The sequence below is a fragment of the Microbacterium sp. NPDC055502 genome (genome assembly GCF_053643635.1).
On record NZ_JBSHKJ010000002.1, the window covers coordinates 90,390 to 107,807 of the forward strand.

A 17,418-nucleotide genomic window follows, 5' to 3' on the forward strand; every position below is an offset into this window, starting at 1 on the left:
CGTTCACCGCACGATCAGGTCGACGAGGATGTTGACGGAGTTGAGCACCGATTGGCCCTTCGATTTGGAGTAGTCGGTGTAGAGGAGCTCGACCGGGTGCTCGATCCACGGCAGCCCCGTGTCGCCGAGCTGCAGCACGATCTCGGTGGCGTGCGCCATCCGGTCCTGCTTGAGCTGCAGGCGCGCGGCGGCGTCGGCGCGGATGACGCGAAGGCCGTTGTGCGCGTCGGTGAGCTTGACGCTCGTGGTCATGTTGGTCACCCACACCGCGGTCTTCAGGATCACGCGCTTCATCCAGCCCGGGTTCGTCCGGTCGTCGAGGAAGCGCGAGCCGAACACGATCGCCGCGCCGCTGGCACGCGCCGCGGCGACCATCGCCACCGCGTCGTCGATGCGGTGCTGGCCGTCGGCATCGAAGGTCACGATGTACTCGCAGCCCGGCTGGGACAGGGCGTACTCGATGCCCGTCTGCAGGGCCGCACCCTGACCGAGGTTGATCGGGTGCTCGACGATGTGGGCTCCGGCGCGTCGAGCCACCTCCAGGGAGCCGTCGGTGGAGCCGTCGTCGATGCACACGATGTTCGGGAAGTGGGGGAGGACCCCCGCGATGACGCCGGCGATGACGCTTGCTTCGTTGTACAGCGGTACGACAACCCAGGTATGCGGGTCGGGAGTGGCTGGGTTGGTCACACCCCTATCCTCTCAGGAAACGCCTGTGCGAGCAGATAGGATGACCGAGTCCCCTTCCCGAGCCGCGAGGAGAATCCCGCATGCCCTCACCGACCGACGTCCGGATCGTCGATTCGGCCGATGTGTCCCCCGAGGCGAAGATCGGAGCAGGGAGCTCGATCTGGCATCTGGCCCAGGTGAGGGAAGACGCGCAGCTCGGCGAGAACTGCATCGTCGGCCGCGGCGCCTACATCGGCACCGGTGTCGTCATGGGCGACAACTGCAAGGTGCAGAACTACGCGCTCGTGTACGAGCCCGCTCGACTCGGCGACGGCGTGTTCATCGGACCGGCCGTCGTGCTCACGAACGACACGTACCCGCGGGCGATCAACGCCGACGGCACGCAGAAGAGCGCGCACGACTGGGAGCCCGTCGGCGTCACGATCGAGCGTGGTGCCTCGATCGGTGCCAGGGCGACCTGCGTCGCGCCCGTGACCATCGGCGCCTGGGCGACGGTGGCGGCCGGGGCCGTCGTGGTGAAGGACGTCCCCTCCTATGCGCTCGTGGCCGGGGTGCCGGCGCGCCGCATCGGCTGGGTGGGCGAAGCGGGCGTTCCCCTCACGCGCGCCGACGACGACAAGACCTGGGTGTGCCCCGCGACCGGCGGACGGTACACCGAGACAGACGGAACACTGACCAAGGAGACCGTGTGAGCGAGTTCATTCCCCCCGCCAAGCCGATCATCGGCGACGAAGAGCGCGAGGCCGTCGACCGGGTGCTGCGCAGCGGCATGGTCGCGCAGGGCCCCGAGGTCGCCGCGTTCGAGCAGGAGTTCTCGGCGCACTTCGTGCCGGGGCGGCCCTCCGTGGCCGTGAACTCCGGCACCGCCGGTCTGCACCTGGGTCTGCTCGCCGCGGGCGTCGGCCCCGGCGACGAGGTCATCGTGCCGTCGTTCACGTTCGCGGCGACGGGCAACTCCGTGGCCCTCACCGGCGGCACCCCGGTGTTCGTCGACATCGAGCCGGAGACCTTCACGCTCGACCCCGAAGCCGTCGCGGCCGCGATCACGCCCAAGACCAAGGGCATCCTCCCGGTGCACCTGTACGGTCACCCCGCCCGCATGCGCGAGCTGGAGGCCCTGGCCGCCGAGCGCGGCGTGGCCCTGTACGAGGACGCCGCGCAGGCGCACGGCGCCTCGCTCGACGGTCGCCCGGTCGGCTCGTTCGGCGACTTCGCGATGTTCAGCCTCTACCCGACCAAGAACATGACCAGCGGCGAAGGCGGCATGGTCACCACGGCCACGGACGAGATCGCCCGTCAGGTCAAGCTCCTGCGCAACCAGGGCATGGAGCGGCAGTACGAGAACGAGATCATCGGCTTCAACGCCCGCATGACCGACATCCACGCCGCGATCGGCCGGGTGCAGCTGCACAAGGTCGACGCCTGGACGAAGACCCGTCAGCAGAACGCGGCCTTCCTGGACGCGAACCTGCGCGGCGTGGTCGTGCCCCCGGTCGCCGACGGTGCCGTGCACGTGTACCACCAGTACACGGTCCGGGTGCCGGAGGACCGCGACGGCTTCGTGGCGGCGCTCAAGAACGAGCACAACGTCGGCGCCGGCGTGTACTACCCGATCCCGAACCACCGGCTGCCCTCGCTCACGCGCTTCGCCCCGGGCCTCGACCTCCCCGAGACCGAGCGTGCCGCCCGCGAGGTCGCCTCGCTGCCGGTGCACCCGTCGCTCAGCCAGGACGACCTCGAGCGCATCGTCACCGCGGTGAACGCCGTCGCGGGGGCAGGCGCCTGATGGCGGCGAATCTGCGCGCCGGACTGCTCGGCGTCGGGATGATGGGCCGCAACCACGCCCGCGTGCTGCGTGACGTGGAGGGCATCGACCTGGTCGCGATCGCCGACCCGGGCGGTGACCCGCACAAGGTCGCGGGCGAGCTCGAGATCCTCCCCGACATCGAGGCGCTCATCGCCGCCGGTATCGACATCGCCGTGGTCGCCGTGCCGACCGCGTTCCACGAGGACGCGGCGCTCAAGCTGGCCGACGCCGGGGTGCACACCCTCGTCGAGAAGCCGATCGCGCACTCGCTCGAGGCGGGGCGCCGGATGACGGACGCCTTCGCCGCCCGGGGCCTGGTCGGAGCCGTCGGCCACGTCGAGCGCTTCAACCCCGCGCTGCAGGAGATGCGACGCCGCCTGGAAGCGGGGGAGCTCGGTGACGTGTACCAGATCGCGACCCGCCGCCAGAGCACGTTCCCCGCCCGCATCGCCGACGTGGGCGTGGCGAAGGACCTCGCGTCCCACGACATCGACCTCACGAGCTGGGTCGCGCAGAGCGAGTACACCACGGTGTTCGCGCAGACCGCGCACAAGAGCGGACGCGACTACGAGGACATGATCACGGTCACCGGCCGGCTGGCCAACGGCGTGATCGTCAACCACCTCGTCAACTGGCTCTCGCCCATGAAGGAGCGCATCACGGTCGTCACCGGCGACCGCGGCACCTTCATCGCCGACACCGCGACCGGCGACCTGACGTTCTACGCCAACGGCACCATCCCGCTCGAGTGGGAGTCGATGCTCGCGTTCCGCGGCGTGTCCGAGGGCGACATCACCCGGTTCTCCTTCGCCAAGCGCGAGCCGCTGCGGGTCGAGCACGAAGCCTTCCGCGACGCCGTCCTCGGCAAGCCGAACGACGTCGTCACGATGGAGCAGGGCCTGCGCACGCTCGAGGTCGTCGAGGGCGCTCTCTCCTCCGCCGCCAACGGCGCATCCGTCGCCCTCTGAACGCGAGAACATGAAACGCATCTGGCCGGTCCTCAAGGATCTCCTCCCGCTGCTGCCGACCGGCGCGCAGCGGTACTTCGTCGGGTACATGATCGCCACGACGCTCATCACCGCACTCGACGTGGTGGCGATGTCGCTGCTGGCCGTGATCATCGGCCCGGCACTGACCGGCGGGGCGCTGCGGCTCCCGCTGATCGGCGAGGTCTCACCCGACATGACGCCGCTTCTGGTGCTCGGCGCCTGCGCGCTCATCATCCTGAAGTCGGTGCTCTCGGTCACGCTGCACTGGTTCGCCACGCGCCGGTTCGCGCGCTACGAGCTCGAGATCGGCGACCGGATGTTCAAGGCGTACATCAACTCCAGCTGGGAGGAGCGCTCGAAGCGCACGGTCGCCGAGATCACGCGCATCGCGGACGGCGGCATCGCGAACACGATGTCGGGCTTCCTGCTGCCGCTCATGCGCGTCCCGAGCTCGATCTTCACGTTCGTGCTGATCATCGTCGTGCTGCTGGTGGTCGACCCGATCACCGCGCTCATCGCCATGGTGTACCTGATCCTCGTGGCGCTCATCGTGCACCAGGTGGTGACGAAGCGCTCGCTGGAGGCCGCCACCGTCAACCGCAACTACAGCTACCGCGTCGCGATCCTGATGACCGAGATGATGGAAGCGCTGAAGGAGCTCAGCCTCCGCAACCGGCTCGCCGACGTCGCACAGCTGGTGACGGACAGCCGCCACCACTCGGTCCGCGCCAGGGCGAACGCGTCGTTCCTCGGTGTCGTCCCGTCGTTCGCGTTCGAGTCCGCCCTCATCGGCGGCGTCGTGATCATCGGCGGCGTCTCGTACTGGCAGGGCGGTCTGGCGGCCGCGTTGTCGTCCGTCGCACTGTTCACCGCGACCGGCTTCCGCCTGATCCCGGCGATCAGCGGCATCCAGGGCGGCATCGTGCAGGGTGTCGCGAGCATCCCCTCGGCACAGGACGTCATCGGTGACCTCACCGCCGCGGAGAAGGACATGGAGGTGTCGCAGACGCCCGCCGACACCGCGGAGCTGGCGGAGAACCCTCGGCTGCTCAGCCTGTCGGACGTGCACTTCCGGTACCCGGGAGCCGACGAGGACGTCATCCGCGGGCTCTCGCTCGACATCCCCCTCGGCAGCTCGCTGGGCATCGTCGGGCCGTCCGGAGCCGGCAAGTCGACGCTGATCGACCTGCTCCTCGGCCTCAGCCAGGCCACGACCGGCGACATCGAGATCGACGGGCACCCGCTCTCGAGCGTGCTCCGTCAGTGGCGCGGGCGCGTCGGCTACGTGCCGCAGCGGGTGGCGCTGTTCGACGCCTCGATCGCGCAGAACGTCGCCCTGACCTGGACGGATGAGATCGACCGGGACCGCGTGGAGTACGCCCTGGAACGCGCGCAGCTCAGCTCGCTCGTCGCGTCGCGGGCGAACGGCATCGACGAGCGCATCGGCGAGCGGGGCGTGTCCCTGTCCGGCGGTCAGCAGCAGCGTCTGGGCATCGCCCGCGCGCTGTACACCGATCCGCTGGTGCTGGTGCTCGACGAGGCCACGAGCTCTCTCGACACGAAGACCGAGGACGAGGTCACCAAGGCGATCCGGTCGCTGCAGGGCGAGGTCACGCTGATCTCGGTGGCGCACCGCCTGTCGACCATCAAGGACTACGACCGGATCTGCTACATGGACGAGGGCGTGATCGCCGCGCAGGGCACCTTCGTGGAGGTCGCCTCCTCGCTGCCCGCGTTCGCCGAGCAGGTGCTGCTGGCCGGACTCTCCGGAGAGCTCGAGCGCCGGGCGTGACTCCGCCGCCCGACCGGGTCGGTCAGACGATCCGGTCGGTGCGGTTCGCGGCGTAGAACAGCCGCGCCATCGCCTGCGGGTGCAGGGAGAACAGCGGGTTGGGCGTGAGCAGCGCCCCCAGTGACCGCTGGTTCCAGCGGTCGTTCGCGAGGATGCGGATCCGCTCCACGTCGGGCGCCGCCGAGAAGGTCTCGTCGATGATGCGATGGTCGACCCGCGACAGCAGCCGCAGGGCCCCGGGGGCCAGGGCCACGAGTCGGTCCAGGGTCTCCCGCAGCTCGGCCTGGTGCGTGACCAGCTCCGGCGTCGTCGTCGCACGGACGCCGATCGCGCTGAGGAACTGGATGCGCAGCAGCTTGACGACCGCTGCGGTGCGGGCGCGGCGGCCGAGGGCGCGGAACCAGGGCGCGGCTTCGAGGCCGTCGAGGAAGGCGAAGTCCTCGCGCACCGGACGTGCCGTGAACGTGACGCGGTCGCCCTCGTCCTCGTGCCCGACGTACGCGGGACCGTCGATGTCGACGGCGAGGTCGCGCCCGCGGAACCACAGCTCTCCGGTCAGGGCGATGTCCTCTCCGGACGACAGGCCCTCGGTGAAGCGCAGATGGCCGAACCGTTCGCGGTCGATGAGGCCGAGCGGCGCGCTGCGGTAGGAGAGGCGGTCCTTCGCGGCGTCGAGCCGCCGCGATCGACGTCCGTTCCGCACGGGAGGAAGCGGGTTGTTGTGGCGCCCGACGAGCGTGATCTTCGGGATCACCGCGCTCGCCCCGGTCTCGCGCTGGATGCGCAGCCAGGAGTCCAGCGCGCCGGGCGCGAACTCGTCGTCGGAGCCGAGCAGCGCGATGAACGGGGCGGTGGACGACGCGAAGCCGAGGTTCATCGGTCCGGCCGGCGAGCGGATGCCGTCCTGCAGCTCGAGCAGGACCACGCGCTCGTCCCCCGCGTACTCGCCGAGGTTGCCGCGGATCACGGCGGGGTCGATGTTGTGCGCGACCACCAGCACGCGCACCGGAGCGGCGGTGGCGTCGAGCACCGAGGCCACCGCACGACGGATCGGTCGGGTGGCGGAGTGGACGGCGATCGTGACGTCGACCAGGGGCGACGCGGTCACAGCTGCCCCACCCGCTGCGATCGGGCGCCCGCGGCGAGCGTGCGGAAGGGGGCGTGCCGGTGCAGCGCCAGGAATGGGTTCCGGGGGAGCTGAGCGGCGGGGGAGAGATAGATCCACCGACGACCGAGCAGCGCGCGAGTGCGCTCGGGATCGGGCGCCCCGCGGCGCAGCTCGTCCATGACCCGGCGGTCGGCGATCGACAGCACCGACAGCACTCCGGGGGCCCAGGCGCTGACGCGGTCGACCACGGCGAGGAGCTCGGCGGCGACCGCGGCGATGCCCGGAGTCTCCAGGCGCGCGGCCACGGCGTCGAAGAAGTGGATGCGGAGCAGCTTGACGGCCAGGGCGCGGCGGTCGGCGGTTGAGGCGGCCGCGAACCAGTCCGCCTCCTCGATCACGCGGAGGAACGCGAAGTCGGCCGCCACGTCGCGCGGAGCGGAGGTGACGCGGTCGTCCGCGTCGTCGTGGCCCACGTACGGGGGGCCGTAGAGGTCGTAGGCGATGCTCGTCGCCGTGATCCACAGCTCAGAGGTGTACGGCAGGTCCTCGCCGGACGTGAGGCCCTCGGTGAAGCGCAGGTCGCCGAAGCGCTCGCGGTCGATGAGGCCGAGGGGCGCGCTGCGGTAGTGCAGGCGGTCGCGGTCGGCGCTCAGGCCGGTCGTGCGGCGTCCGCGGCGCACGGGCGGGTACGGGTCGGGGCCTCCGGTCACCAGGCGGATGCGACCGATCACGACGTCGGCATCCGTCGCGCGCTGCAGCGCCAGCCACGAGTCGATCGCGCCAGGGGCGAACTCGTCGTCGGAGCCGAGCAGGGTGTGGAAGCGTGCCGTCGCCGCCGCCATCCCGAGGTTCATCGGGCCGGCGGGCGACGGGATGCCGTCGCGGAGGGAGAGCAGCCGGACGGCCGGGTGTTCCGACCAGGTGCCGAGGTTCGTGCGGATGATCTCCTGGTCGATGTTGTGTGCCACCACGTTCACGCGCACCGGAGCGGTCGTGCCTTCGATGACCGAGGCGACGGCGCGCGCGATGGGCCGGGTGGCGGAGTGGACGGCGATCGTGACGTCGACAAGTGGGGATTCCATACCGGATCGATGCTACCGCGGAGGCCTACGCCATCATGTCGCGCAGGGTCCGGTACGGGGCGTGCCGGTGCAGGGCGAGGAACGGGTTCGCCGTGAGCCGCGCATCGAGCCCGCCGCCCCAGCGGGCCGAGAGGAGGGCGCGGATCCGGTCGGCCGACGGCGCGCTCGTCTCGAGCTCACGGAGCACCTTCCGGTCCGCGCGGCACAGCAGCGCGGTCGCGCCAGGGGACATCCGCTCGATCGCCGCGGCGGTGTCGAGCAGCTCGGCGCGGTAGGCGGCGATCCCGCCCGGGGCGTCCAGCCGGGAGGCGACGGCATCCATGAGGTGCACGCGGAGGTTCTTCACGCCGAACCCCCGGCGCGCCGAGCGCGAGGCAGCCCGGTACCAGGGCTTGGCGGCGACGATGTCGAGGAACGCGAAGTCGGCCGACAGGGGTCGGACGGTGCGGGTCACACGGTCGACCGCATCGTCGTGGCCGACGTACGCCGGGCCCGTACGGTCGTAGGCGATGTGCGCGCCGGTGAACCACAGCTCCGCGGTGAACTCGAGGTCCTCGCCGGACTCGAGGCCCGGGGTGAAGCGCAGGTCGGGGAAGCGCGTCCGGTCGATGAGGCCGAGCGGCATGCAGCGGTAGCTGAGGCGGTCCTTATCGACGTCGAGCTCCCGCACCCGTCCGCGACGTCGCGGCGGTGTCGGCTCTGCCGCCTCGTCCACGCGCACGCGCGGGATGACGGTGGTCGCGCCGGTCGAGCGGGCGACCGCGAGCCAGGAGTCGAGTGCCCCCGGCTCCAGCTCGTCGTCCGAGCCCATGACCGAGAAGTACGGCGCCTCGGCCAGCGCGATGCCGTGGTTCATCGGCCCGGCGGGGGAGGGGATGCCGTCCTGCAGGGACACGACGCGCACCTCGGGCCGCGTGCCCAGGTCGCCGAGGTTGGCGGAGATCGCCTCGGGATCGGTGTTGTGCGCGACCACGGTGACCCGCACGGCGGCGGTCGTGTCGAGCACGGAGGAGACCGCGCGGCGGATGGGACGAGCGGGCGTGTGCACGGGGATGACCACGTCCACGTCGGGCGACGGCATGTCGTCGATCCTATCGCGGGCGTTGCGGACGGACGGGGCGCGGGGGTCGGCACTGTATCCTTTCCGGAGCCCTGTCCTCGATCAGAGAGTCTCGTCGCGTGCACTCCGCCTCCACCCTCGCTCAGCCCACGCAGCGGCTGGACTCGCTCACCGGGCTGCGCTGGTGGGCAGCGTTCGCGGTCTTCCTGTACCACATGAATGTGTTCGCACCTCTGCCGGGTTCGGTGCAGTCGGTGCTGCTGAACGGCTATCTCGGCGTGACGTTCTTCTTCGTGCTCTCCGGTTTCGTGCTCACGTGGTCGGCGCGGCCGAACGTGCCCACCTCGACGTTCTACTGGCGTCGCTTCGCACGCATCTGGCCATCGCACATGGTGGCGCTCCTGATCGCGATCCCCGTGTTCTACACGTTGGCGCCGGTTCCGGAGGGGAGCTTTCTGAAGCCGTTCGACCTCGGCATCCTCCTGCTGTCGGTCGTCGTGATCCAGGCCTGGTGGTCCAACCCCGCCATCCTCTTCTCCGGCAACCCGGCCGCGTGGACGCTCACCTGCGAGGCCTTCTTCTATGCGCTGCACCCGTGGATCTCCCGGGTCCTGGTGCCGATGGCCAAGCGCGGGGCGCTGCTGCTGGCGGTCGGTGTCGTCGCCTACGCGTTCGTGTACCGCGCGGTGGTCCTGTTCGCCCCGGACCTCGGACTCGCCGCGCTCCCGGTGCCCGTGCAGCGGCTTCCGGAGTTCGTGCTGGGCATGGCGCTCGCGTGGGCGATCCGCTCCGGCTGGCGACCGCGCATCCACCCGCTCATCGGCGTCGCCGCTCCCGTGGCGGTGATTCTGGCGCACTACGCCTCCGGGCGGTTCATCCCGACCTGGAGCGTGACCCCGGCGATCAGTGGCATGCTCAACGAGCTGTTCACGGTCGCGTGCGGCATCGCGATCGTCTCGCTCGCCGTGCATGCACTGCGCGGCGGACGGCTGTGGTTCGCGTCGAAGTGGCAGGTGCGGCTGGGTGAGTGGTCCTTCGCCTTCTACCTCGTGCACGCGACGTTCATCTACGTGGCGCTGCGCGTCTTCGGCTACCAGCCCGCGTCGTGGAGCAACCTGCTCTGGTTCGCCGCCCTGTTCGTGGTCGACCTGGTGGCCGCATGGGCCCTCCACACGTTCGTCGAGCGCACGCTGGAGAAGCGCATGCGCCGCTGGAAGGACGACCGGGACGCGCGCCGCCGCACGCGAGAGGCGGTCGCGTCAGCCTGAGGCGCGGATCCAGCCGTCGAGCAGGACCGCGGCGCTCCGGCGCCCGGAGTGCACGGCCTCGACGAACACCGGCCCCGCCGCGGCCGCGGCGGCCGCTGCCTCACGGTCGGAGATCAGTCCGGCGACCACCTCGCCGAGGGTGTCCGGCGTGGCCTCGACGATCGGCAGCGGCAGTCCCACCTCCGCCTCGATGGCGCGGCGTACGTCGGGCAGCACGTGTCCGACCACCACGCGACCCGTCGCCATGGCCTCGCAGGCCGCGACTCCGTAGGAGCCGGCGCGGAACTGGTCGAGCACGATGTCGGCGTCGCTCAGCACCTCGGGCATCCGGTCGGCGGCGACGCCGGTCACGAGCTCGTACTCGATGTCACCGCTCGCGATGAGGGAGGCGAGGGCGGGCTCGATCAGGTGACTGCCCTTCTGCACGACGGAGGTGGAGGAGTGGATCACCCGCACCCGGTCGCGGTCCATGGCGGGGCGCCGCGCCCGGAACCGCGCGGTGTCGACGACCACGGGACACCACGTCGCCCACGGAACATCGTGCAGCAGGTCGGGTGTGGACACGAACGTCGGGCGACGCAGCTCCGTCAGCAGTGCGAGGTTGGCGTCCGCATCGGCCTGCAGCACGGCGGTGCGCGGATCGTCGGGGTACGGCGACCACGGGGTGCGCAGCGCATGGTCGCGGGGGCTGCGGATGTCGGTGCCGTGGCACAGGTACGCGACGGACACCCCCGCCTCCTCCAGCGCCGCGACCTCCGCGCGGACCTGCCGGTCGAACAGGCGGCCGAACAGCGGGCGCTCCGCCTCGATCAGCACGTGCGAGAACCGGCTGACGGCCTCCCACTCCGACTGCTGCCACTCGGTGGACGAGGTGGAGGAGATCGGGACCGGGACGTCCGCGGGGAAGGAGAGCCCGCCGGGCAAGACCTCCTCCATGTTGCGGGCGGCGATCTCCGGGTCCGCCTGCTCCAGGGCGCGCGCCCAGCGATACCCCTGGCCCGAGTAGTTCGTCGGGCCGATGAAGACCCGCACCCCGGCATCCGGCACGTCGGCCACCGGGGCGTCGCCGCCGCCGAGCGCGCGATGCGCCAGCCGACCGATCAGGCCGTCCGGGTCGCGCGCCGCCGAGTCGAGGGCGCGGTTGACCCACCGGGGCAGTCGGGAGCGGTGCCGGATGATCCAGCCGGCGATCGCGTTCAGCCGCGCGCGCATTTCAGCGTCCGTCCCTCGTCTGGCCGACCGACTCGATCACGTCGACGACGCGGCCGGCGACCGCGGCCATCGAGTGCCGTTCCGCCGTCCAGTCGGCGACGCTCCGCCGCTCCGCCGCGCTCAGCGGGCGGGCCGCGAGGGCGGCCATGGCCACCGCGACCGACTCGGCGGCGTAGCCGCTGACGATGCCGCCGCGCACCTCCAGGTTCGCCTGGTCGAGGTAGGCGCCGGTGGGTCCGTTCGGCGGACCGGCGAAGATGACGGGGCATCCGGCGGCCATCGACGAGTACGCCTTCGTGGCGAACGCGTACTCGTAGCCGGTGCCGGGGCGCTGGGTGGCGATGGTCGCGACGGCGCGGTGCAGATGCGGGACCAGCTCGCTGCTGGGCATGGTCTCGACGAACTCCACGGAGTCGGCGACCCCGAGCTCGCGGGCCCGCTGCTCCAGGAAGGCGCGCTCGCTGCCGTTGCCGATGAAGCGCAGGGTGTACCCGGGGGTGCTGCGGCTGAACGCGGCGAACCCGTCGACGGCGATGTCGGCGCCGTGCCAGTGCGAGTAGGTGCCGGCGTACAGGAACACGGGTTCGGTCGGCGCCTCCGCCTCGGCGTCGGCCGGGGGGAGGAAGGCACCGGTGTCCGCCCCGAACCCGGTCACGACGGCCGGTCGGTCCACGCCGAGCGCGGCGATCCGGTCGAGCACGCCCTGGGAGATCGTGACGATGCGCCGCGCTCCCCGCATCGCGAAACGCTCGGTCGCGCGCAGCACGCGGATCACCAGGCGCGACGAGGTCACCTGCTCCGCGGCATCGGACCAGACGTCGGCGGCGTCGTACACGTAGGGGATGCGCCGCAGCGCGCACACGAGCCGCACCACGAACCCCGTGGTGGGCGGCGGCTCCATGAACACCACGTCGGGGCGCCGCAGGAACAGGAGTCGGAAGAACAGCGGCACGTCGAAGCTGGCGTACGGGAGGTAGCCGCGCACGTAGCCGCTGCGGTCGCGCAGCACCGGGGCCATGCGCACGTCTTCGACGGGTGTCCCCTCGTCGAGGCCGTGCGGCGGACGCACGGTGAGCACGGTGACGCGGTGCCCGCGGGCGACCGCCTCGTCGGCGACGGCGCCGAGGAACGACGACGCGGCCGAGGGCTCGGGGCGGTAGATGCGCGAGACGATCGCGAGGCGCATGCTCATGCTCATGCGGAGAGGAAGTGCGTCATCAGCTGCGCGCGGGAGAAGTCGCCGTTGTGCACGCGTCGGACGAACTCCCTCCCGGTCGCGGCGATCGCGCGGTAGTGGTCCCGTCGCACGGCGATGTCGCGCAGCATGTGTTCGAGCGTGTCCGGGGTGGTCTCCGGGATCGGCAGGGTCATGCCCGCGTGCCCCTCCACCTCGCGCCGGGCCTGCTCCGTGACGTGGGCCAGCACCACCCGCCCGGCGGTCATGCTCTCGCACGCCGCGACACCGTAGTCGCCGACCCGGAACTGGTCGAGCACGACGTCGGCTGACGCGACCACGGCCGGCATCTCGTGGTTGGGGACGCGGTCCAGCTGGATGAACTCGATGAGCCCCTCGTCGTGCAGCTTCTGCGCTACGGGGACGATGAGCGGCGTGCCCTTGACGTGCGCGTTGGTGGGCGCGTGGATGACGCGGATGCGCTCGCGCTCCAGGAGCGGCTCGTCGTTGATCCACTGCTCCTGGTCGATCACCACGCCGAGGAAGTGCGCGCGGGGAAGGTCGACGAGCAGGCCGGCGGTCGAGACGAACGTGGGCACGTCGAGGTCGGCGATCGCCGCGAGGTTGTCGGCCACGGCCTTCTCCGCGAGGTCGAAGGGCACCCAGTCCTCGCTGTCGACGAACAGCGACCACGGCGTCGACTCCAGGTGGGTCGACGGCAGTCGCACGTCGGTGCCGTGTCCGACGATGCCCACGCGCACACCGCGCTCCTGCAGCAGTGCGGTCTGACGGCGCAGGTCGCCGGAGAACATCCCGCCGAGGATGGGGAAGCACGCCTCGATGAGCACGTGCGTGTAGTTCGTCGCGATCGCATCGAGCATCGAGCGCTGCCATGCGCGGGAGTGCTCCGCGGTGCGCCAGGTCACGGTGTAGTCGGCGGGGTACTGCAGGAGGTTGTTGCCCGCGTGCACGTAGTTGACCGCGGACACCTCACCCGTCGACTCGGCCGCGCGCGACCACCGGTACCCCTGGCCGGCGTAGTTCACCGGTCCCACCAGCATCCGGATCGGACGGGAGAGGTCGGGCAGCGGCGGCGGGGGCGGGGTCACGCCCTTCGCCCGGTCGACGGTCGACGCGATCGCGTCCTGCACCGGCTTCGGGACGAGCTTCCAGGCGGCTTCAACGCGGGGATGCATCGGTGTCCTCCTCGTGCGGATCAGGGGCGGTGGCATGCAGCCAGGCTTCGTCGAGCACGGCGGCGGAGCGACGGCCGTCGTGGACGGCGCGGACGAACGTGTCGCCGGTGGCGCGGAGGGCGTCGAGGCCTTCGTGTGCGGCGAGCTCGCGCAGGACGCCCTCGATCGTGTCGGGCGTGGCCTCGACGATGGGCGGCTCCAGCCCGGTCTCCTCACGGACGGTCGCGCGCACCCGCTCGCTCAGGTGCCCGACGACGATGCAGCCGGACGCGAGGGCCTCGCACGCCGCCACGCCGTAGGAGCCGATGCGCAGCTGATCGATCACCACGTCGGCCGCGGCGAAGCGGTCGGGCATCTGCGCGGTCGGCACGCCCTGGATCAGGTCGAGCTCGATGACCCCCTCCGCCTGCAGCCGCTCGAGCGTGTCGCGGATGAGGTGCGTGCCCTTGATCACCGACACCGAGGGGGCGTGGGCGACCCGGAGACGCGCGCCGGGCGCGCGCGCCGTCCGCGGTCGCTCCCAGCGTGCGACGTCGACGGCCACCGGGAGCCACCGTGCGGTGGGGAGGTCTTCGCGCAGGTCGGGGGTGGAGACGAACACGGGGCGCCCGCTGCTCTCCAGGAATGCGATGTTGCGCGCAGCGACCACCTCGTCTCGCGCGGCGTAGATCTCGGGGTCTGCGTAGTGCGACCACGGGTGGTCGCGCATGTGCCGCGACGGCAGCCGCACGTCGGTGCCGTGGGCGAGGTAGGCCACGTCCACGCCGCGGGTGACGAGCGCTGCCGCCTGCGCGGCCACCGAGCGACCGAGGAGGCGACCGAAGGGTGGCTCCTCCGCCTCGATCAGCACGTGCGTGGCCGCGGTCGCCGCGGCGAACTGGTCACGCTGCCACGCGGTGTCGTTGTGGTAGGTCGGGATCGGCACGAGCAGGTCGGACGGGTAGTCGAAGCCGCCCGGGACCTCGATGGCCATGGTGCGCGCCGAGATGCGCGGCGAGCGGCGCTCCAGGGCCCTGCTCCACGCGAACGCCTGGCCGGAGTAGTTGACCGGCGCGATGAGGACGCGGACGGCTCGGTCGTCGAACGCGGTCGTGCCGACGGCTCCGGGGACGGGCTTTCCGTAGCGGCGGGCGGCGATCCGCCCGAGGGGGCTGGTGGGGGAGTCGGCGATGCGGTCGATCGTGGCGTTGACCCACCGGGGGAGTCTGTTCCGGTTCACGTCGTGCGTGCATTCTCCGGGGGACAGGAACTCATCCCGTCAGTATACCGAGGGGGCGCAACGGCGGTCCGACGGCGGGCGACTATCATGGGCGGGGTTGCCGCGGTCCCGTTCCGGTGGACCGGGACCGAATGGAACGGTGGGATCGATGGCCTCGTCAGAGCCGGGCAAGAAGGGCTTCTCGCTCAAGGACTACGCGGAGACGCTTCACGCCTATCTCGACGACGGATACGCCGTCACGAGCTTCGACAAGTACCTCGATGCCCCGCAGGAGAAGCACCTCATCCTCCGGCACGACATCGACAACAGCATCGAGCAGGCCATGCGCGTCGCGCGGGTCGACGCGGAGGCCGGGTGCTCGTCGAGCATCTTCCTGCGCGTGCACGCCCGCGGCTACAGCCTGATGAGTCTGCCGTCGCTCATGATGATCCGCGAGATGGAGGAGCTCGGGCACGAGGTCCAGCTGCACCTCGAGGGCGGCATCGGCGAGGTGCTCGGCGGTGACAACTTCGAGTGGGCCGAGCGTCAGCGCACGGTCTTCGAGACGGCGGTCGGCCGACCGGTCGGCGGGTTCAGCCTGCACGAGCCGGCGCGACTGGGCGGATTCGAGTTCGCGGCGGAGCTCCTCGACCGCTGGTCCGACACGGTGCGCTACCACGCCTACGAGCCGCGGTTCATGATGCCGAACATGAAGTACCTGAGCGACAGCAGCGGCAACTGGCGTGAGGGTCACTTCGCCGAGTGGGTCGGCAAGGTGCCCGTGGTGCAGGTGCTCACCCACCCGTTCTGGTGGTTCGAGAAGGTTCCGGCCGAGAACTACTGATCCGGCCGGAACGACGGAGTCCGCAGCCGGCCGCCCCGGCTCAGCGCTTGTTGTCGCCGAGCCGACGGGCGGGGTTGCCGATGCGGATCTCGTCGTCGGGCACCGACTTCACCGCGACCGCACCGATGCCGAGCAGGGAGTTGCGGCCGAGCGTGACGCCCTGGATGACGGAGGCGTTGGGGCCGATCCAGGCGTCGTCCTCGATCACGACGCTGCCGGAGATCTCCGCGCAGGCCGTGATGATCACGTTGCGGCCGATGCGGCAGTTGTGGGCCACGTGCACGTGGTCGTCGATCTTGGTGTGATCGCCGACGCGGGTCGGGGCGATGGTGCCGGAGCAGACCGTGGTGAAGTTGCCGACCTCGACGTGGTCCTCGATGACGACCGAGCCGAGGTGCGGGATGCGGATGTTGTCGCCGTCGGCGTCGCGCTCCATGCCGAAGCCCTCCTCGCCAATCACGGCGTGGCTCTTGATGAGAGCGTGCGCCCCGATGCGGACGTCGTGTCCGATCACCACGTGATCGCGGATCTCGGCGCCGTCGGCGATCACGGCGCCGGCGCGGACGACGGTGTACTCCCCGATGTGGGCGCCGGGGTGCACCTCGGCGGTCGAGTCGATGCGAGCGGTCGGTGCGATCCCGGGAACGGGCTTGCGGGCGAAGTGCTCGGCGACGGCCAGGGCGAAGGCGGCGCGCGGGTTCTCCACCAGCACCGCCGTCCCCGAGCGGGCGTCGTCGGGGAGGGTGGCGGGGGCGAGGAGCACGGCTCCGGCCTCCAGCGCCTTCGCGGCAGCGGCCGCCGCCGCGACCGGATCGACCACGAACGTCAGGTCTCCCTCGCCGGCCTCGCCGAGCGGGGCGAGACCCGTGACGGAGCGATCCGTGCCGACGAGTTCGCCCGACAGCTGCTGGGCGAGGGCGGAGGCGGTGACGTGGGGCGCGTTCATGCTCCGACCCTACTGCGAACGGCGGGGCGCCCCGGCGGTGCGAGGGGCGGCGGATATGATCGACGCATGGATGAGAAGGCGCTTCTGGAGCTGGTGGCGGAGATCCTCGAGGTCGAGGTGGACGAGGTCGCACTGACCGATGAGCTGGACGCGGTGGGCTGGGACTCGCTCGCGAACATCAGCTTCATCGCGGAGGTCGACGAGGCGATCGGCGTGACGATCGATGCGGACGAGCTCGCGAACGCGAAGACCGTCTCCGACCTGCACGCACTCACCCGTGCCGGTGCCTGAGACCTCCGACTACCTGCACCTCGACGGCCGCGCGGTCGTCGTCACGGGCGCAACCTCGGGCATCGGTCGGCAGACCGCGATCGACCTCTCGCGTCACGGCGCCCGGGTCGCGCTGATCGGACGCCGCGAGGCCGAGCTGGAGGAGAGCCGCGACCTGCTCGCGGGCGAGGGGCACCTGCTGGCGCCGTTCGACCTGACCGACCACGCGGGCGTCGCGGCGCTGCTGCGCGGGATCGCCGCGGAGCTCGGACCGCTCGACGGCCTGGTGCACGCGGCGGGCGTCCACGTGACCGCTCCGCTGCGGATCGCGACGGCCGATCAGACCTCGGCCGTGTTCGACATCAACGTCACGAGCGCGCTGATGCTCGCGAAGGCGTTCCGTCACCCCAAGGTGCGCGCCGAGTCGTCGAGCATCGTCCTGCTGTCGTCGGCGGTCGGCCTGGTCGGGGAAGCCGGAGTGAGCGCGTACGCGGCGAGCAAGGCCGCCGTGGCGTCCCTCGGCAAATCGCTCGCGCTCGAGCTGGCGCGGGAGGGTGTGCGCGTCAACAGCATCGCCGCCGGGATCGTCGAGACCGCGCTGACCGAACGGCTGCGCGCCTCGGTGGGTGCCGCGGCCTGGGACGAGATCGAGGCGGCACACCCGCTCGGCCTCGGCACCGTGGAAGACGTGGCGGGGGCGGCGCTGTATCTGCTCTCCCCGGTCTCGCGCTGGGTCACCGGTTCGGTGATGGTGGTGGACGGCGGGTACACCGCGAGGTGAC

17 protein-coding genes are annotated in these 17,418 nt (G+C 71.2%); 8 read left to right on the forward strand and 9 right to left on the reverse strand.

Annotation, left to right across the window (positions count from 1 at the left end):
- Nucleotides 1-3: 3 nt before the first annotated feature.
- Nucleotides 4-690 (reverse strand): glycosyltransferase family 2 protein, encoded by a 687-nt coding sequence (locus ACWH95_RS11435; RefSeq protein ID WP_136029921.1) that lies wholly within the window; start codon nt 688-690, stop codon nt 4-6.
- Nucleotides 691-770: 80 nt separating this feature from the next.
- On the opposite strand from ACWH95_RS11435, the gene ACWH95_RS11440 reads away from it, so the two are divergent.
- The 4 genes from ACWH95_RS11440 to ACWH95_RS11455 are packed head-to-tail and all read left to right on the forward strand — an operon-like array spanning nt 771 to nt 5,278.
- Nucleotides 771-1,382: an acyltransferase gene (locus ACWH95_RS11440; protein ID WP_136029919.1), complete on the forward strand. Its 612-nt coding sequence runs from the start codon at nt 771-773 to the stop codon at nt 1,380-1,382.
- Nucleotides 1,379-2,476, forward strand: coding sequence for a DegT/DnrJ/EryC1/StrS family aminotransferase (locus tag ACWH95_RS11445; RefSeq protein WP_136029917.1), 1,098 nt, complete (start codon nt 1,379-1,381; stop codon nt 2,474-2,476). The genes ACWH95_RS11440 and ACWH95_RS11445 overlap by 4 nt, the downstream gene beginning before the upstream one ends.
- Complete coding sequence (locus ACWH95_RS11450; protein WP_136029915.1) at nt 2,476-3,465, forward strand: Gfo/Idh/MocA family protein; 990 nt, start codon at nt 2,476-2,478, stop codon at nt 3,463-3,465. The genes ACWH95_RS11445 and ACWH95_RS11450 overlap by 1 nt, the downstream gene beginning before the upstream one ends.
- 10 nt (nt 3,466-3,475) lie before the next feature.
- Complete coding sequence (locus tag ACWH95_RS11455) at nt 3,476-5,278, forward strand: ABC transporter ATP-binding protein (RefSeq protein ID WP_136029914.1); 1,803 nt, start codon at nt 3,476-3,478, stop codon at nt 5,276-5,278.
- Nucleotides 5,279-5,300: 22 nt separating this feature from the next.
- Here the strand turns inward: ACWH95_RS11455 and ACWH95_RS11460 are convergent, their stop codons facing one another.
- The 3 genes from ACWH95_RS11460 to ACWH95_RS11470 are packed head-to-tail and all read right to left on the reverse strand — an operon-like array spanning nt 5,301 to nt 8,549.
- Nucleotides 5,301-6,386 carry a glycosyltransferase gene (locus ACWH95_RS11460; protein WP_136029913.1) on the reverse strand — a complete coding sequence of 362 codons (1,086 nt, stop codon included), beginning with the start codon at nt 6,384-6,386 and terminating at the stop codon, nt 5,301-5,303.
- Nucleotides 6,383-7,468 carry a glycosyltransferase gene (locus tag ACWH95_RS11465; protein ID WP_136029911.1) on the reverse strand — a complete coding sequence of 362 codons (1,086 nt, stop codon included), beginning with the start codon at nt 7,466-7,468 and terminating at the stop codon, nt 6,383-6,385. Before ACWH95_RS11465 ends, ACWH95_RS11460 begins: the two co-directional genes overlap by 4 nt.
- 25 nt (nt 7,469-7,493) lie before the next feature.
- Nucleotides 7,494-8,549: a glycosyltransferase family 2 protein gene (locus ACWH95_RS11470; RefSeq protein WP_136046079.1), complete on the reverse strand. Its 1,056-nt coding sequence runs from the start codon at nt 8,547-8,549 to the stop codon at nt 7,494-7,496.
- A 98-nt stretch (nt 8,550-8,647) separates the two neighbouring features.
- On the opposite strand from ACWH95_RS11470, the gene ACWH95_RS11475 reads away from it, so the two are divergent.
- A complete protein-coding gene (locus tag ACWH95_RS11475; RefSeq protein WP_136029907.1) occupies nt 8,648-9,796 on the forward strand; it encodes an acyltransferase family protein in 1,149 nt (382 codons plus the stop codon).
- Here ACWH95_RS11475 and ACWH95_RS11480 read toward each other — a convergent pair.
- The 4 genes from ACWH95_RS11480 to ACWH95_RS11495 are packed head-to-tail and all read right to left on the reverse strand — an operon-like array spanning nt 9,788 to nt 14,597.
- On the reverse strand, nt 9,788-11,008 hold the full coding sequence (locus tag ACWH95_RS11480; protein WP_247638596.1) for a glycosyltransferase family protein: 1,221 nt from the start codon (nt 11,006-11,008) through the stop codon (nt 9,788-9,790). The two genes, ACWH95_RS11475 and ACWH95_RS11480, sit on opposite strands and share 9 nt — an antisense overlap.
- 1 nt (nt 11,009) lies before the next feature.
- Nucleotides 11,010-12,206 (reverse strand): glycosyltransferase, encoded by a 1,197-nt coding sequence (locus ACWH95_RS11485; RefSeq protein WP_168442798.1) that lies wholly within the window; start codon nt 12,204-12,206, stop codon nt 11,010-11,012.
- Entirely contained in the window at nt 12,203-13,378 is a 1,176-nt protein-coding gene (locus ACWH95_RS11490; RefSeq protein ID WP_247638597.1) for a glycosyltransferase, read from the reverse strand. Before ACWH95_RS11490 ends, ACWH95_RS11485 begins: the two co-directional genes overlap by 4 nt.
- Complete coding sequence (locus tag ACWH95_RS11495) at nt 13,362-14,597, reverse strand: hypothetical protein (protein ID WP_454120686.1); 1,236 nt, start codon at nt 14,595-14,597, stop codon at nt 13,362-13,364. Before ACWH95_RS11495 ends, ACWH95_RS11490 begins: the two co-directional genes overlap by 17 nt.
- A gap of 148 nt (nt 14,598-14,745) precedes the next feature.
- Here ACWH95_RS11495 and ACWH95_RS11500 point away from each other — a divergent pair, with 148 nt between their 5' ends.
- On the forward strand, nt 14,746-15,420 hold the full coding sequence (locus ACWH95_RS11500; RefSeq protein WP_136029897.1) for a GCN5 family acetyltransferase: 675 nt from the start codon (nt 14,746-14,748) through the stop codon (nt 15,418-15,420).
- 40 nt (nt 15,421-15,460) lie between these two features.
- Here the strand turns inward: ACWH95_RS11500 and ACWH95_RS11505 are convergent, their stop codons facing one another.
- Complete coding sequence (locus ACWH95_RS11505) at nt 15,461-16,366, reverse strand: LpxD N-terminal domain-containing protein (protein ID WP_136029895.1); 906 nt, start codon at nt 16,364-16,366, stop codon at nt 15,461-15,463.
- A 66-nt stretch (nt 16,367-16,432) separates the two neighbouring features.
- On the opposite strand from ACWH95_RS11505, the gene ACWH95_RS11510 reads away from it, so the two are divergent.
- Both ACWH95_RS11510 and ACWH95_RS11515 read left to right on the forward strand, forming a co-directional pair.
- Complete coding sequence (locus tag ACWH95_RS11510; RefSeq protein ID WP_136029893.1) at nt 16,433-16,657, forward strand: acyl carrier protein; 225 nt, start codon at nt 16,433-16,435, stop codon at nt 16,655-16,657.
- Nucleotides 16,650-17,417 carry an SDR family NAD(P)-dependent oxidoreductase gene (locus ACWH95_RS11515; RefSeq protein WP_206251488.1) on the forward strand — a complete coding sequence of 256 codons (768 nt, stop codon included), beginning with the start codon at nt 16,650-16,652 and terminating at the stop codon, nt 17,415-17,417. The genes ACWH95_RS11510 and ACWH95_RS11515 overlap by 8 nt, the downstream gene beginning before the upstream one ends.
- The last annotated feature ends 1 nt before the right edge of the window (nt 17,418 follow it).

Excerpts from the sequence above, each read along its gene's own strand:
- ACWH95_RS11470 (WP_136046079.1), bottom strand. The coding sequence starts at position 8,549 with ATGCCGTCGCCCGACGTGGACGTGGTCATCCCCGTGCACACGCCCGCT.
- ACWH95_RS11485 (WP_168442798.1), bottom strand. The coding sequence starts at position 12,206 with ATGAGCATGAGCATGCGCCTCGCGATCGTCTCGCGCATCTACCGCCCC.
- ACWH95_RS11505 (WP_136029895.1), bottom strand. The coding sequence starts at position 16,366 with ATGAACGCGCCCCACGTCACCGCCTCCGCCCTCGCCCAGCAGCTGTCG.
- ACWH95_RS11455 (WP_136029914.1), top strand. The coding sequence starts at position 3,476 with ATGAAACGCATCTGGCCGGTCCTCAAGGATCTCCTCCCGCTGCTGCCG.
- ACWH95_RS11480 (WP_247638596.1), bottom strand. The coding sequence starts at position 11,008 with ATGCGCGCGCGGCTGAACGCGATCGCCGGCTGGATCATCCGGCACCGC.
- ACWH95_RS11440 (WP_136029919.1), top strand. The coding sequence starts at position 771 with ATGCCCTCACCGACCGACGTCCGGATCGTCGATTCGGCCGATGTGTCC.
- ACWH95_RS11510 (WP_136029893.1), top strand. The coding sequence starts at position 16,433 with ATGGATGAGAAGGCGCTTCTGGAGCTGGTGGCGGAGATCCTCGAGGTC.
- ACWH95_RS11490 (WP_247638597.1), bottom strand. The coding sequence starts at position 13,378 with ATGCATCCCCGCGTTGAAGCCGCCTGGAAGCTCGTCCCGAAGCCGGTG.
- ACWH95_RS11450 (WP_136029915.1), top strand. The coding sequence starts at position 2,476 with ATGGCGGCGAATCTGCGCGCCGGACTGCTCGGCGTCGGGATGATGGGC.
- ACWH95_RS11465 (WP_136029911.1), bottom strand. The coding sequence starts at position 7,468 with ATGGAATCCCCACTTGTCGACGTCACGATCGCCGTCCACTCCGCCACC.
- ACWH95_RS11500 (WP_136029897.1), top strand. The coding sequence starts at position 14,746 with ATGGCCTCGTCAGAGCCGGGCAAGAAGGGCTTCTCGCTCAAGGACTAC.